Source organism: Wenzhouxiangella indolica, from assembly GCF_042310355.1.
GTDB lineage: Bacteria > Pseudomonadota > Gammaproteobacteria > Xanthomonadales > Wenzhouxiangellaceae > Wenzhouxiangella.
This window is the reverse complement of record NZ_JBHJMR010000026.1, coordinates 1-15,498: the sequence shown is the minus strand read 5'-3', so window position 1 is coordinate 15,498 and position 15,498 is coordinate 1. Positions and strand designations below refer to the sequence as shown.

The 15,498-nt window shown below is 61.5% G+C and carries 9 protein-coding genes, 1 tRNA gene and 1 pseudogene; 7 read left to right on the top strand and 4 right to left on the bottom strand.

What is annotated here, in order from left to right; genetic code table 11:
• Positions 1–356: 356 nt before the first annotated feature.
• The 3 genes from ACDC67_RS15605 to ACDC67_RS15595 are packed head-to-tail and all read right to left on the bottom strand — an operon-like array spanning position 357 to position 5,397.
• Complete coding sequence (locus tag ACDC67_RS15605) at positions 357–3,443, bottom strand: efflux RND transporter permease subunit (RefSeq protein ID WP_376694560.1); 3,087 nt, start codon at positions 3,441–3,443, stop codon at positions 357–359.
• Positions 3,444–3,450: 7 nt separating this feature from the next.
• Positions 3,451–4,605 (bottom strand): efflux RND transporter periplasmic adaptor subunit, encoded by a 1,155-nt coding sequence (locus ACDC67_RS15600; protein WP_376694559.1) that lies wholly within the window; start codon positions 4,603–4,605, stop codon positions 3,451–3,453.
• Between the two features lie 18 nt (positions 4,606–4,623).
• Positions 4,624–5,397, bottom strand: a complete 774-nt coding sequence (locus ACDC67_RS15595) for a TetR/AcrR family transcriptional regulator (RefSeq protein WP_376694558.1) — start codon at positions 5,395–5,397, stop codon at positions 4,624–4,626.
• A 173-nt stretch (positions 5,398–5,570) separates the two neighbouring features.
• Here ACDC67_RS15595 and ACDC67_RS15590 point away from each other — a divergent pair, with 173 nt between their 5' ends.
• The gene (locus tag ACDC67_RS15590; RefSeq protein WP_376694557.1) at positions 5,571–6,512 is read left to right on the top strand and encodes a carbohydrate kinase family protein; all 942 of its coding nucleotides are present in this window, start codon (positions 5,571–5,573) and stop codon (positions 6,510–6,512) included.
• An 11-nt stretch (positions 6,513–6,523) separates the two neighbouring features.
• Here the strand turns inward: ACDC67_RS15590 and ACDC67_RS15585 are convergent, their stop codons facing one another.
• The gene (locus ACDC67_RS15585; RefSeq protein WP_376694556.1) at positions 6,524–7,177 is read right to left on the bottom strand and encodes a c-type cytochrome; all 654 of its coding nucleotides are present in this window, start codon (positions 7,175–7,177) and stop codon (positions 6,524–6,526) included.
• Positions 7,178–7,330: 153 nt separating this feature from the next.
• On the opposite strand from ACDC67_RS15585, the gene ACDC67_RS15580 reads away from it, so the two are divergent.
• The 6 genes and pseudogenes from ACDC67_RS15580 to ACDC67_RS15555 all read left to right on the top strand — a co-directional run bounded on the left by ACDC67_RS15580 (position 7,331) and on the right by ACDC67_RS15555 (position 15,375).
• Positions 7,331–7,407 (top strand) — tRNA-Met (locus tag ACDC67_RS15580).
• Positions 7,408–7,471: 64 nt separating this feature from the next.
• Positions 7,472–7,717 (top strand): annotated as a pseudogene (locus ACDC67_RS15575) (DUF6538 domain-containing protein); the annotation flags it as partial.
• A gap of 12 nt (positions 7,718–7,729) precedes the next feature.
• Entirely contained in the window at positions 7,730–9,301 is a 1,572-nt protein-coding gene (locus ACDC67_RS15570) for a hypothetical protein (protein WP_376694561.1), read from the top strand.
• A gap of 133 nt (positions 9,302–9,434) precedes the next feature.
• Positions 9,435–10,979, top strand: coding sequence for a type I restriction-modification system subunit M (locus ACDC67_RS15565; protein ID WP_376694555.1), 1,545 nt, complete (start codon positions 9,435–9,437; stop codon positions 10,977–10,979).
• The gene (locus ACDC67_RS15560; protein ID WP_376694554.1) at positions 10,976–12,172 is read left to right on the top strand and encodes a restriction endonuclease subunit S; all 1,197 of its coding nucleotides are present in this window, start codon (positions 10,976–10,978) and stop codon (positions 12,170–12,172) included. Before ACDC67_RS15565 ends, ACDC67_RS15560 begins: the two co-directional genes overlap by 4 nt.
• Positions 12,169–15,375: a type I restriction endonuclease subunit R gene (locus ACDC67_RS15555; RefSeq protein ID WP_376694553.1), complete on the top strand. Its 3,207-nt coding sequence runs from the start codon at positions 12,169–12,171 to the stop codon at positions 15,373–15,375. The genes ACDC67_RS15560 and ACDC67_RS15555 overlap by 4 nt, the downstream gene beginning before the upstream one ends.
• Positions 15,376–15,498 lie beyond the last annotated feature (123 nt).

Here is a 15,498-nt window from a genome sequence, read left to right as displayed (position 1 = left end):
CATCCGTGGAGAACCGGCTATCTAGGCCGAACATCCTGACCCCGGAGGGGACATTTCTACTTTGCAGAAAAGGGGACGTTTCTACTTTGGGTTGACAGCGGTCATTTCGGTTTCCGGTTTCCGGTTACCGGGTTCCGGCGACAACGGTCGGGTAGCGGAGGGCGGGCCAGCCGCGATACGTACGTGGCGGACTTCGGTCGAGAACTTCCTGGAACTATTCCGGCACCACCTCCTCAAATTTCGGAAACCGGAAACCGGAAACCGGAAACCGGAAACCGGAAACCGGAAACCGGAAACCGGAAACCGGAAACCGGAAACCGGAAACCGGAAACCGGAAACCTCTCAGAAGGCCTCCGTCACGCAGCGGCCTCCTCGGCGTGCCCATGATCACGCGCCAGGTAGAGATACATCGCCGGGACCACGAACAGGGTAAACGCCGTGCCGATGGTCATGCCGGTGGCGATGACCAGGCCCATGGAGAAGCGCGAGGCCGCGCCCGCGCCGGTAGCGATCAGCAGCGGCACCATCGCCAGCACCAGTGCGGCCGTAGTCATGAGAATCGGGCGCAGGCGGATAGAGGTGGCTTCCTCGATGGCCTTGCGCTTGCTCATGCCTTCCAGCTGCAGCTTGTTGGCGAATTCCACGATCAGGATGCCGTGCTTGGAGATCACGCCGATGAGGGTGACCAGGCCGACCTGGGTGTAGATATTGAGCGTGGTCAGGCCCAGCGAGACGAAAATCATGGCCCCGCAGATCGACATGGGCACGGTGACCAGCATGATCAGGGGGTCGCGGAAGGACTCGAACTGGGCCGAGAGCACCAGGAAGATCACCGTCAGCGCGAAGGCAAAGGTCAGCAGCAGCGCCGCGCCCTCGGTTCGGAGCTGGCGCGACTGGCCGGCGTAATCGACGTTGTAGCCCGGAGGCAGGACCTCGGCCGCGGCGTCCTCGAGAATCGACAGGGCATCGCCCAGCGGCACGCCGGGCCGCGGCACGCCCGAGATCGTCACCGCGTTGAGCTGCTGGAAGCGCTTGAGCTGGCGCGGTTCCACGGTTTCCTCGAGGCTCACCAGGTTGGACATGGGAATCAGCTCGCCGCTTCTCGATCGGGTGTAGTAGTCCTCGAGCTGCTCGGGATTGAGGCGGCGCTCGCGGGTGACCTGCGGGATGACCCGGTAGCTTCGATTGTCCATCGAGAAGCGGTTGACGTAGCCGCCGGCCATCATCGCCGAGAGATCGCTGCCCAGGGTGGCCATGTCCACACCCAGCAGCGCGGCCTTGTCGCGGTCAACCTGTATGCGCACGCGCGGCTTGTCGATGTCGAGGTCGGAATTGACGAAGATGAACTTGCCGCTTTCGCGCGCGGCCTCGAGGATCTCTCCGGCCAGGCCCTCGATATTGCTCAGCGGCTCGGTCGAGCCGATGACGAACTCGACCGGGAAACCGGAGCCCCCGCTGGGCAGCGACGGCGGCATGAAAGTGGCCACGTCGAGCCCGGCCACTTTCTGGGTGGCCGGCTGGATCGCCTCGTCCATGATCTGGCGGGTGCCGCGCTCGCGCTGGTTCCAGGGCTTGAGCACGAAACCGGTGATGGCCGAGTTGCTCGACTCGGCCATGCCGCCCCCGCCGCCACTGGCGCCGTTGATGATGAACACGTTCTCCAGCTCGGGAATCTCGTCGATCAGGTCGACGTAGCTGCGGGTGTAGCGCTCGAGGTACTCGATCGTCGAGTACGGGTCGCTGGTCGATTGCGCGATGATGAAGCCCTGGTCTTCCTCCGGCGCCAGCTCCGAGCTCGAGGCCATGAACAGGAAGCCGCAGGAAACGAGCACGATCAGGCCGAACACGGCAATCACCGACTTCGTCTCCAGCGCGCCGTGCAGCCTCCGCCGATAAGCCCGGCGCAGCTTGTCGAACTGCTCGTCGAGCCAGCGCGCCAGGCGGCTGTCGCCGTTGTCGCCGTCGTGCGCCTTGAGCAGCTTCGCACACATCATCGGCGACAGCGTCAGCGCCACGATGCCCGACAGCAGCACCGCGCCGGCCAGGGTGAAGGCAAACTCGACGAACAGGGTACCGGTCAGGCCGCCGATGAAACCGATCGGAATGTAGACCGCCACCAGGGTGGTGGTCATCGCCACCACCGGCCAGGCCAGTTCCTGGGCGCCCTGGAGCGCGGCGTCCTTGGGCGTCATGCCTTCTTCGATATGCCGGTGGATGTTCTCGAGCACGATGATGGCGTCGTCGACCACGATGCCGATGGCGAGCACCATGGCCAGCAGCGTGAGCAGATTGATCGAGAAACCCATCAGCAGCATCAGGAACATCGCGCCGATCAGCGACAGGGGCACGGCCACGGCCGGAATGAGGACGGTGCGCAGCGAGCCCAGGAACAGGAAGATGACGACGACGACGATGAGCAGCGCCTCGATGATGGTGGCGATCACCTCTTCGATGGCGTTGTTGATGTACTCGGTGCTGTCGTAGGGGATATCGGCCTGAAGGCCGTTGGGCAGCTCGGGCAGGATCTCGTTGTCCCAGACTTCGTGCACGTCGGCGATGACATCGAGCGAATTGGCGTCGGGCGACACCTCCACGCCGATGAACGTCGCCTCCTCGCCGTTGAAGCTGACCGACGAGTTGTAGGTTTCCGAACCCAGCTCGACCCGGGCCACATCGGCGATGCGAACGACCGTGTCGTTGGTCGAGCTGACCACCAGCTCGCGGAACTGCTCGGGCGTGCGCAGATCGGTCTCGGCGGTCAGCCCGACCGAGATCATCTGGCCCTTGGTCGAGCCCACCGCCGAGAGCACGTTGTTGCGCGCCAGCGCCCCGTGGACGTCGCTGGCGGTCACGCCCAGCGCGGTCATGCGATCGGGTTCGAGCCAGATCCGCATGGCGAAGGTCTCGGCGCCCAGGATCTGGGCACGCTGCACGCCAGGAATCGTCGCCAGCTTGGGCTCGACCACGCGCACCAGGTAGTCGGTAATCTGGTTGTTGTCGAGCAGTTCGCTGTAGAACGAAAGGTACATCGCGGCGGTCGACTCGCCCTCGGCGAGATCGACAATGGGGTCCTCGGCCGCATCCGGTAACTCGCCCCTGAGCTTGTTGACCTTGGCAGCGACCTGCGTGAGCGCCTCGTTGGGGTCGGTTTCGATATCCAGGTAGGCCTGGATGGTCGAGGCGCCGGGCACGGTGGTCGAGACGATGTAGTCGATGCCCTCGGCGGTGGCCACCTCGCGCTCCATCGGCGTGGTGATGAAGCCCTGCACCAGGTCGGCATCGGCGCCGATGTAGGCCGTCGACACGCTGATGACCGCGTTCTGCAGCTCGGGATACTGGCGCACGTTCAGGTCGGTAGCCGCGCGCAGGCCCAGCAGCAGGATGAACAGGCTGACCACCGTGGCCAGCACCGGCTTGTTGATGAAGATGTCGGTGAATTTCATCTCGGGCTCAACCGTCGACCGGCTCTGGATCGAGATCGGACTCGGGCCGGATCTCGTTGTTGATTTCCACCTTCGTGCCGTTGCTGAGCTTGAGCAGCCCGCTCGTGGCGACCCGGTCGCCGTCCTCGAGGCCGTCGGTGACGGCCACCATGTCGCCGCGCCGCTCGCCGGTCTGGACCAGCCGGCGCTCGACCGTCAGCTCGTCCTCCTCGCCCTGGATGACGTACACGGAGTTGCCGTAGGGATTGAAGCTGACCGCCGTTTGCGGAACCATCAGCACCTCGCGCGGTTCGCCCCAGCGAATGACGGCGCTGGCGAACATGCCCGGGCGCAGTCGCATGTCGGCGTTCTCGAACGTGGCCTGAACCAGGAAACTGCGGGTCTCGTCGTTGATCGATCCCTCTACCGAGGTCACCCGGCCCTCGAATCGTTCGTCCGGCCAGGCATCCGTCGTGACGGTCACTTCGGCGCCCTCCTCGATGTTGGGCAGATAGCGCTCTGGCAGCGTGAAGTTCATGAAAATGGGGGCAATCGCGCGCAGCGGCACGATCGGCGTACCCGGCCCGATGTATTCGCCGAGGTCGACGCGGCGAATGCCGAGATAGCCGTCGAACGGTGCCCGGAGAATCTTCTGGTCGATGCGGGCTTGCTGGGCCTCGACCTCGGCGGACGCCTGCCGGAAGCGCGACTCGGCCTGGTCGAGTTCCGACGCGGAGACACTGTTCTGCTCACGCAGGCGTCGCAGGCGGTCGCGCTCGGATTCGGCCAGGTCGCGCGCGGCCTCGAGCGCGGCCAGCGACGCCTCGTCGGCATCGACATCGAGCCGCGCCAGCACATCGCCGGTTTCAACGTAGGCGCCGTTTTCGAACTCCAGCGAACGCACGATCCCGCCCAGCTCGGTGGTCAGGTTGACGCCGTTGGTGGCCTTGAAGCTGCCCACCGCGCGAATCTCGCGCGCCCATCTGTCGCGCTCGGCCTGCGTCGCCGAAACGGCCACCGTCGGCTCGGGCATGTTGTCGAAGTACTGGTTCATCATCATCGTGCTGAACCATTTCCAGCCGAACACGCCGCCGAAAATCACGCCCGCGATCAACAGCATGACGATCATGCGCTTGGTCACCGACGGCTTGCCTTGTTGCTTGTGCTTGGATTGCGTTGCCATGGAATTAACTCTGTTGATTCATGAATTCTGCCGGGCGCCGAGCGCCTCGAGGAGCTCATCGATGCCCTCGCGGTTGCAGTCGTCGGTGAAAACGTCGCTGCAGAGCCGTTCGACCTTGCGCGCGACATGCTGCGTGGAGACGTCGGTCACCAGCGGCTTCCAGTCCAGGCCGTTGAGGAGGAACTCGATGTGCTGCAACAGCAGGCCATAAGGGCGCTTGACGTCGTAGAAGGACAACAAGCCGTCGGCGTGTACCAGCGTGTGCATGCCCAGGCACAGCGTCCAGGGGCCGACCCCCAGGTCGAGATTGCGCAGGCCCCGGTCGGGCAGGTCGCCGTCGGCGACTGCCTGGCGAACGATCGAGCGCACCTGGTCGCACATCGGCTGGCTGCACTCCAGCGAGGCCGTTCGACGGGCCTCGCTCGTGGCCGACCAGACCGCCTCGGTAAAAACGTACTGGGCCAGGCGGAAGTGCTCCGGACACTGGCGCGCGAACAGCACATCGGCCACCGACAGGGCGAACATGCGATCGCGCGTGCTGCCCGGCGCCTCCGCCGCCCGGCAGAATAGATCCACCCGCTCGCCGCACATGCGGGTCGAAAGGGCCAAAAGCAGGTCTTCCTTCGAATGGAAGTGCTGGTAGAGGGTGCCGGTTGCATAGTCGCAGGCCCGGGCCACGCGCGCCATCGTCAGGTTCAGCAGGCCGTCGGCCAGCATCAGCCGACGGGCCGTGTCCAGAAACAGGTCTTCGCGGGCCGCGAACTCGCGGGCCTTGCGCTGCTGGGTCGTCATGGAAAAAGGATGACCGATCGGCCGTGAATGAATTGCGTATTTTGAACCAAGTTCAAAAATTGATCAAGCCTCCAGCGCTTCCGGAGCCGTTTCGGGCGCCGGCGAGCCGGCAAGAACTGGCAGGATCATTACAATAGGCGCCTGCTTCAATCACCCGAACTCAAGGAACCCCCATGTCCGTGCTTATCTGCGGCTCGCTGGCCTACGACAACATCATGGTCTTCCCGGAACGCTTCAAGGATCACATCCTTCCCGACAAGACCCACATGATCAACGTCGCTTTCCTGGTGCCCGAGCTGCACCGGAACTTCGGCGGCACCGCCGGCAATATCGCCTACAACCTCAAGAAACTCGGCGGCAACCCCCTGCCGATGGCGACCGTCGGTCCGGACTTCGACGACTACGCCCGACACCTCGATCGGCTCGATGTCGACCAGGAGTTCGTTCGCTGTCTCGGCGACCACTGGACGGCCCAGGCCTACATCACCACCGACCTGGACGACAACCAGATCACCGCCTTTCACCCCGGCGCGATGGGCGAAGCCCACTGCCAACCGGTTCCGGAAGACCGCGACATCACTTTCGGCATCGTCTCGCCCGACGGCAAGCAGGCCATGCTCGACCATTCAGAGCAGTTCCGCACCGCCGGCATCCCGCACATCTTCGATCCGGGCCAGGGCCTGCCCCTGTTCAACGGCGAGGAACTGCAGCGCATGATTACCAACGCCGACTGGCTGGCGGTCAATTCCTACGAATGGGAAATGCTCAAGAAGAAGACGGGCTGGGAACACGCCGACATCACCTCGCGCCTCGACGGCGGCCTGGTGATCACCCTCGGCGGTGAAGGCTCGGAGCTCTGGACGGCCGACGGCAAGACCCACATCCCCGCCGTCAAGCCGGAGAAGATCACCGACCCGACCGGCTGCGGCGACGCCTACCGTGCCGGCCTGCTCTACGGCCTCGAACGCGACTGGGATCCGGCCGATGCCTGCCGGCTTGGCGCCATTCTCGGTTCGCTCAAGATCGCCCAGGCCGGCCCGCAGCACCACGATTTCACGCCGAAGGAAATCGCCGAGCGCTTCGAAGCCGAGTTCGGGCACCCAATGCCTGAGTAACCCCTCGGCGCCTACCTGAGGCTGGCAGCGTAGTGAGCGATGGCGTCGATGACCGATTCGTCGAGTGCTGCAGCCACGCCGTACATCGGGCTCAATCGCCGCGGGCTCTCGCCATTGCGGTACTCGCGCAGCACTTTGGCGATGTAACCCGGCTGCTGGCCGGCGATTCGCGCATAGCCCTGCTCGCCGCGGCCGTCCGCGCCGTGGCACTGCGCGCAGCGCAGCTGGTAGGCCGCCGCGCCGCGCTGGGCCAGCTGCGGATCGATCCCGGGCCGCTCGCGCGGCATGTGCGAGTAGTACAGCGCCAGGGTGACCTTCTCCTGGTTGCTGAACGTCGCCGCCAGCACGTTCATCACTTTCTTCTCGCGCGTGCCGGCGGCGAATTGCTCGATCTGGTCGAGCAGGTAGTCGGCATTCTGGCCCGCCAGCGCCGGGTAAGTGGGTCGCTCGGCGTTGCCGTCGTCGCCATGACAGGTATTGCAGAAGATGGCCCGTTCGCGTCCGGCACGGATGACGCCATCGAGCGCCTCGGGATCGCGCTCGACCTGCGCCCGCAACGTCTCGTACTCGGAAACCAGGTCAGCCGGCAGCTCGTCGAGGCCATACTGCGCCCACGCCACCGGCATGGTCATCACGCCCGCAAGCAGCACCACGCATCGCATCATTTTTCTCACCCCTCGGTCGGATCATCGCTTCGAAGGCGGCAATCTACCGGGATTGTCGGGGCGAGAACTTGAACCAGATCAATTCCGTGGCCTTCGGCATCCGCAAAGCTTGACTTTGACCGTGGAAGCGGAAAAAATACCCGGCTCGCTTGTGGCTACGTAGCTCAGTCGGTTAGAGCACAGCACTCATAATGCTGGGGTCGGTGGTTCGAGTCCACCCGTAGCCACCATTTCCTCCGCAGGCCCTGCAAACACTGCATCCTGTTGATCTGGTGGTGGTTTTTAGCGCTGTTGGTGCACAAACTGGTACACAGGCTGGTACACACCCAGCCGACGTGCCGTACCTCTTCGGGGGATACCACAGTGTCGAAGTCCTATCTCCTCGCGCGGTCCAGTGGGCCGCACTTCCGCATCCGAATCCCGGCTGATCTGCAGGCATCCTTCTGCCGTCGGGAGCTAAGACGGTCACTTACTCACTTGTCGCAGCGACACGCCCGGGCTGAGGCCCAGCGGCTGGGCTGTCTTGCGCTGGATTTCTTTGGAGAACTTCGAATGACGCGTCACAGCTACTCAACTGAACAGCTCAAACGGCTCGTAGGCAAATGGTTGAACGAGGAGCTCCGAGAACAGGTCACTGCCCATCGCTTGGCGCGACGGAGCGGCGAACCCCTACCAGACGGGACACTGCAAGACCCTGAACAGTTGTCGGTGCTCTCCAGCGTCGTGGGCGATTCGATCGACACGATCAGATCTGGGTCCCCAAAAGCTGCCAAGGCCGCATACGACCAATGGGAGGATGTTGCTGTAGATATCGCAAAGTCAGTTGGTATCGACTTCGAGAGCCTCAGCACGGCGGAACGGGAGCGCCTGACGCTCTTCGGTATCGAGGCCGAATCCAAACGCTACCATCTACTCAGCCAACACAGCCCTGAGTTCCGGAACGATTTCTGGAATGCGCCAGAGGAGGACCATCAGCCCGCCCCAAAGGCTTCCCGCCAGAACGCTCTCACTCTTCAGCAGGCATGGGAACGCTGCGTCGAGCACTACCGGGCAGCTGGCCGCAAGAGTTGGCAAATCGGCGAGGAGGACGGCGTCTCAGGCACCCGGCCAAGCAAGAATCAGCATGCGAAATGGTTACGGGAAGACCTGTTCGAGCTCTGGGGACAGGATTTGCCCATCTCCGAGATCACCTGGGAGCACTTGGAGGAACTCAGAGATTGCTTCCGGCGCAGATACCCAGCAGGACGCAAGCGCAAAGCCAAATACCGGGGGATGAGTCTTCGTCAGATAGTGGACGGACCCGAAGTTCCTGAGGACGAACGGATCCGGGGCAGCGGAAAAGAGAGCAAGTTCCGACTAGCACGGGACTTCTTCAGATTCCTCAGAACTAACCCGTCTGCCAAATCCCACTTCGAGCACCATGCTGAAGAGGTTCTGAAGGTAGCGGCGGATCCAGTTTCAACCTACGAGCCCTGGAGCCTGGCCGAAGTCAGTACGATCCTGGAGTCAGAAGAAGTGCACTCCCGTTTCCTGCTCGACAATAAGAACTATCATCCGGCAGGCATGTTCTGGCTTCTGGCGGTGCTCGTCTATACAGGAGCCCGTCAGCAAGAGATCATGGGGTTGCGGCCAGAGGACGTTGAGCTGGATTGTGAGCACCCAGTGATCCACATCCGCCAGCATGAGCACCGCCCACAGGTCAAGACGGAGGTTTCCGTTCGCTGGGTACCCATCCACACAGATCTGCTGAAGATGGGGTTAGCCGACTGGGTCAGGTTCCGAGCCCAGTCCAAACAGCCGACACTCTGGCCTGTCACTGAACGGGGCTCAAGCTACTGGGCCGACCGGTTCCGCGAGGACATCACGAAGCCGCTGGGGCTGTATCAAGCTCACAAGAAGGTCATGCACTCCTTCCGGGGAACCTTTGATTCTATGGCCAGCAACGTCATGCCCACTCCGCCTCGTCGGTTGATGACCGGGCATGTTGGCGAGGGCACCGACTTCCGGCACTACATCCGCCAGATGGATAACTTCATTCCTGAGTACTCCGAGCACATCAACAAGATGGATCTGAAGCTCGATTTGGACAAGCTGGAGCAACTCTGGCGCAGGTCACTCGGCTAGAGTCTTAGGCATTCCGACGGCTTGCGTCGTTCCTGGTCGCTCGGTATCTTGGGGACCGGTAGTGGGCGCCCGGGGCCTCGATAAGGGGAACGTTCAGCCAGCCCTCGTTCAAGAACAAACCTAAGGAGCTCTAGTGGTCCAGGGAGAAGATGCCAAGCGCCTGTGGGCAGTAGCTGACCAGCTGTGGGCCAATACGGGCCTGAAACCTGCCGAATTTTCCGCCCCCGTGCTAGGGCTGATATTCCTGCGCTACGCGGAAAAGAAGTACGCATCGGCCGAGGAGAAGCTAGGACCGGTCGGCTCCGGTGGTCGGCGCAAGGTCAGCAAGCATGATTACCTGAAGGAGGGCGTCATCTTTCTGCCGCCGGAGGCGCGGTTCTCCCACCTGCAGAACCTCGCAGAGGGCGAGAACATCGGCAAGGCTATCAATGAGGCCATGAAGGCCATCGAGGAGGAGAACAGCGACCTCAGGGGCGCCCTGCCTCGCAATTACACCAAGATCGACAACCGCGTCCTGCTGGAGCTCCTGAAGCTGCTCGGGCCGCTGGACCTGTCGGGCGATGCTTTCGGCAAGGTGTACGAGTACTTCCTCGGCAACTTCGCCTTGAAGGAAGGCCAGAAAGGCGGCGTCTTCTACACACCCGAGGCCATCGTCAAGCTGATCGTGGAGATCCTCGAGCCCTATCACGGGCGGATCTTCGACCCGGCCTGCGGCTCCGGAGGCATGTTCGTCCACTCGGCAGAGTTCGTAGAGCGCCACCACAAGGCCGCGATCGACGAGATCTCGATCTTCGGGACCGAGAAGGACCAGACCACCGTCAATCTGAACAAGATGAATCTGGCGGTTCATGGCTTGTCCGGTGACGTGCGGGTGGCCAATACCTACTACGAGGATCCGTTCAAGGCCGCCGGGCGCTTCGACTTCGTTATGGCCAATCCGCCGTTCAACGTCTCGGGCGTAGACAAGGAGCGCCTGGAGGGAGACCCCCGCTTTCCCTTCGGGATGCCCAGGACCGACAACGCCAACTATCTCTGGATCCAGCTCTTCTGTACGGCTATCAAGCCTACAGGGCGGGCAGGCTTCGTCATGGCCAACTCGGCGGGAGATGCCCGAGGCAGCGAGCAGACGATCCGTCAGAAACTGGTCGAGTCCGGCGCCGTGGACGTGATTGTCTCGGTGGGGCCGAACTTCTTCTACACCGTCACCCTGCCCTGCACCCTGTGGTTCTTCGATCGGGCCAAGAGCGAGGCCGAACAGGCCGACAAGGTGCTGTTCATCGATGCTCGCCATCTCTACCACCAGATCGACCGTGCGCACCGCGACTGGCTGCCGGAGCAGATCGAGTTCCTAGCCAATATCGTCCGACTCTACCGAGGCGAGGCTATTGAGCTTGATCAGGGCAGCGAGTCGCTGCTGGCCGAGAGGGGGCTTGGCGAGGGCTACGCTGATATTCCCGGCCTCTGCAAGGTAGCAACTCGGGAAGAGATCGAGGCACAAGGCTGGTCGCTGAACCCCGGGCGCTATGTCGGTGCCGCGGCGAGGGAAGCCGAGGATGTGGACTTTGCGGAGCGGCTGGAGGAACTGGCTGAGGAGCTGGAGGTGTTGAACGCTGAAGCGAGAGAGCTAGAAGGAGTGATTTCTGAGAATACGGCTTCTTTACTTGAGGCTCCAGCATGACTATGCAAATCCTATCTCTTGAGAAGGTCTGCAGCCGGGTTACCAGCGGGGGGACGCCATCTAGGAAGCAGCCTGACTACTACTCAGCCGATGGCGTCGGGCACCTCTGGATAAAGTCAAAGGAGCTTCTCGATTCATCAATATCAGATTCCGAGGAGAAGATCAGCGATCTCGGGTTAAAGAAAAGCTCGGCAAAATATGTAGATGAAGGCTCAGTATTACTTGCTATGTATGGGGCCAATGTGGGGCAGCTTGGCTGGCTAAAAAGACCCGGCACAGTCAATCAAGCCATCTGCAGCCTCACAGTAGATAGCGCGGTTGCGAACAATCGCTGGCTATTTTACAGGCTGTTGAATGATCGGCACCGTCTGATAGCTATGGCACAGGGGGCGGCGCAACAAAATATCAGTCAAGCAAAGATCAAGAGTTTCCAGATTGAAGTTCCCTCTCGTGATGTTCAGATACGCGTAGCCTCGATCCTCTCCGCCTACGATGACCTCATTGAGAACAACACGCGTCGCATCGAGATCCTGAAGGAGATGGCCCGGCGGCTCTACGAGGAGTGGTTCGTCCACTTTCGCTTCCCTGGGCATGAGGAAGTGCGCTTCAAGGAGAGTGAGCTTGGGAGGATTCCTGAGGGGTGGGAGGTTGGAACCCTACAAGACGTTATTGTTCTCCAGCGTGGCTTTGATTTACCAGTTAAAAAAAGAATGCCTGGAGATTTTCCGATCGTGTCTGCTACTGGGGCAAGTGGCACCCATGTTGAGGCCAAGGTTGACGGCCCGGGTGTTGTTACGGGGCGATCTGGTTCTATCGGGAAGGTTAGGTACGTTCATGGCAGCTATTGGCCCCTCAATACAACATTATGGGGCAAGGCGTTCCCGCTTGGCTCCTCGCTTTTTGCTTTCTATACGCTGTCTGCTATCGACCTGAAGGAATTCAATGTAGGAGCCGCAGTTCCAACATTGAACAGAAACGATATCCATGGCCTTCTAGTGACTATTCCTACCAAAGAAGTAGTACAGCTCTTTGATCGGATGGCTGGCCCCATTCACGAACTGATGGCCGCGTTAGAAAAGAAGAACGTCAACCTCCGCGCCCAACGCGATCTGCTTCTCCCCAAGCTGATCTCCGGCGAAGTCGATGTATCCGACATCCCCATGCCCGACAACAAGGAGGTCGAAGCGGCATGACGCCTCCGCCGTCCCACGCCCAGGACTACTCCGAGGACACGCTGGTCGAACAGCCAGCCATCGAGCTGCTGGCCTCACTGGGCTGGGAAACAGCCAATCTCTATGGGGAGTGGACAGGATCGGTCTCCAGCGAGGGCCGACTGACCGAGCAGGATGTGGTGCTGGAGCGTCGCCTCCGTGTTGCTCTGGAGAGACTCAACCCGCATCTGCCCTTTGAGGCCCTCGACAAGGCCATCGTAGAGCTGACCCGGGACCGCTCCCGCCTGCTCCCGGTCAACGCCAACCAGGAGGCCTACCGACTGATCAAGGACGGTGTGAAGGTCGAGGTCACGGAGGAGGACGGTAGTCACGCCATCGAAACGGTCCGGGTGATCGACTGGAACGATTCGACGGCCAATGACTTCTATCTAGCCTCCCAGTTCTGGATCAAGGGCGAGTTCCACCGCCGTCGCCCGGATCTGGTCGGCTTCGTCAACGGGCTGCCGCTGCTGTTTGTCGAGCTCAAGAAGCCCTCCGTGCCGCTAAAGTCGGCCTATCAGGACAACCTGATGGATTACAGGTCGGTGATTCCGCAGCTGTTCACCTACAACGCTGTGCTGCTGCTGTCGAATGGATCCGAGACGCTGGTGGGCGGCACATTCTCCCCCTGGGAGCACCTGTTCGAGTGGAAACGGATCAATGACGAGGGCGAGAAAGGCGTTGTCAGTCTCGAGACCGCACTCCGGGGTGTGGGGGATCCGGAACGACTTCTGGACCTGGTGGAGAACTTCACGGTCTTCGAGGAGGCGCCAGGAGGTCTGCTGAAAAAGATCTCAAAGAACCATCAGTACCTCGGGGTGAACCGAGCGATCGCCGAGCTTCTCAAGATCAAGGACCGTCCTCCCGAGGAGGCCGGTCGGCTGGGCGTGTTCTGGCACACCCAGGGCTCGGGCAAGTCGCTGTCGATGGTTTTCTTTACCCAGAAGATCCTCCGGAAAATTGCGGGGAACTGGACCTTTGTGGTCATCACCGATCGCAGGGAGCTGGACGAGCAGATCTACAAGACCTTTGCTGCCACCGGGGCTGTGACTGAGGCCGAGGCCGCTGCAACGAGCGGCTCACACCTGAAGCAGCTGCTGACCGAGGACCACCGCTACGTTTTTACCCTGATCCACAAGTTCGGCACCCGCCACGGTGAGGCCTACCCGAAGCTCTCGGACCGACAGGACATCATCGTGATCACCGATGAGGCCCACCGCTCGCAATACGACACGCTGGCGCTGAACATGCGCACCGCGCTGCCGAATGCGGCCTTCCTCGGTTTTACCGGGACGCCTCTCATGGCCGGGGAGGAGCGGACCAGGGAAGTCTTCGGTGACTACATCTCGGTCTACGACTTCGGCCAGTCGATCGAGGATGGCGCCACCGTCCCGCTGTACTACGAGAACAGAATCCCCGAGCTGCAGCTGATCAACGACAACCTGAACGAAGACCTGACCGAACTTCTGGAAGATGCTGAGCTCGACGAGGAGCAGGAGAAGAAGGTCGAGAAGGTCTTCGCCCGGGAATATCACCTGATCACCCGTGACGACCGTCTGGAGGCCATTGCTGGGGATCTGGTTCAACACTTCATCGGACGGGGCCACCAGGGCAAGGCCATGATGGTCTGCATCGACAAGGCAACGGCGGTCCGGATGTACAACAAGGTCCGGGCTCACTGGGCTTCGCACCTCAAGAAACTCAAGCCGCTGGTTAAATCGGCCCCGGCAGCGGAGCGACCGCAGCTTGAAGCCCGCATCCGGCTGATGAGCGAGACGGACATGGCGGTGGTCGTGTCGCAGAGCCAGAACGAGGTCAACGAGCTCAAGGCTAAGGGGCTGGACATCCTGCCGCATCGCAAGCGCCTGATCGAGGAGGATCTCGACGAGCGCTTCAAGGACCCTGAGGACCCGCTCCGGCTGGTGTTTGTCTGCGCCATGTGGATCACCGGCTTCGACGTACCATCCTGCTCGACGATCTACCTCGACAAGCCGATGAAGAACCACACCCTGATGCAGACCATCGCCCGGGCAAACCGCAAGTTCCCGGGTAAGGAAGCAGGCCTGATCGTCGACTACGTCGGGGTCTTCCGCAAGCTGCAGGAGGCGCTGGCGATCTACGGTGGCGCCCAGGGTAATGCACAGGACGAGCACGGTGGGTATTCCAGTGGGGGGCATGACGGTCCGATCAAACACAAGGCAGAACTGGTCGAGCACCTGAAACACCTGTTGGTGGAGTCCTTCAACTTTCTTCGCGAGCAGGGTGTGGATCCCGAGGCGATCAAGGCCGCCCAGGGCTTTGAAAAGATACAGCTGCTGAAGGACGCGGTCGAGAAACTGCTGGTCGACGAGGAGACCCGGAAGCGCTATCTGAATCTCGCCCGGCTTACCTCCCGCGTCTACAAGGCCATCCTCCCGGATCCGGTCGCTGAGGCTGTCTCACCTGACGCAGTGCTGGTCTCCGTGATTGCCCAGCGAATCAAGGCACTGGAGCCAGAGGCCGACATATCCGATGTAATGCGACAGGTCGACGAGCTCCTCGATGAGTCTGTCGCCCCGGTCCCCTACGTAATCCAAGACGAGGACGATGAGCCGCTGTTCGACCTAAGCCGGATCGACTTCGAGAAGCTGAAGGCCAAATTTGCAAAGGGCAAGAAACGAACCGAGGCCGAGAAACTCCGTGCTCTGCTGAATCAGAAGCTGGGCAAGATGGTGGCGACCAACCCCACCCGGATCGACCTGATGGCCAAGCTCGAGAAGCTGATCCAGAAGTACAACGCGGGGAGCATGAACATCGAGGCCTTCTTTCAGGAGCTCATGGCATTTACCGAGGAGCTCAACACCGAGGACCAGCGGGCAATGCGCGAGGGGCTGTCGGAAGAAGAGCTGGCGTTGTTCGACATCCTCACCCGGCCGGGGCCGGATTTGACCGACCAGGAGCGCTCCCAGATCAAAGTCGCCTGCAAGGAGCTTCTGGAAACTCTAAAGCGGGAGAAGCTGGTGCTGGATTGGCGGCGAAAGGAACGGGCCCTCGCCGACGTTCGCTACACAATGGAGACTGTGTTCGACCGTAGGCTTCCGGAGAAGTACGACGAGGAGACCTATAACGAGAAGTGCGAAGCCGCCTTCCACCACATTCTCAACAGCTACCACGGCGGCGGGAAGAGCGTCTACAGCACTCTGTAGCGTAGCCATCCGCTTATCCCCAAGCGGAACGTGTCAACATTTTCCCAACACATCGGCGACGATTTCTATGTAACAACCTCGGGCAGCTCAGTGCTGATCGGTGTTGGAGAGATTTGGAACGCT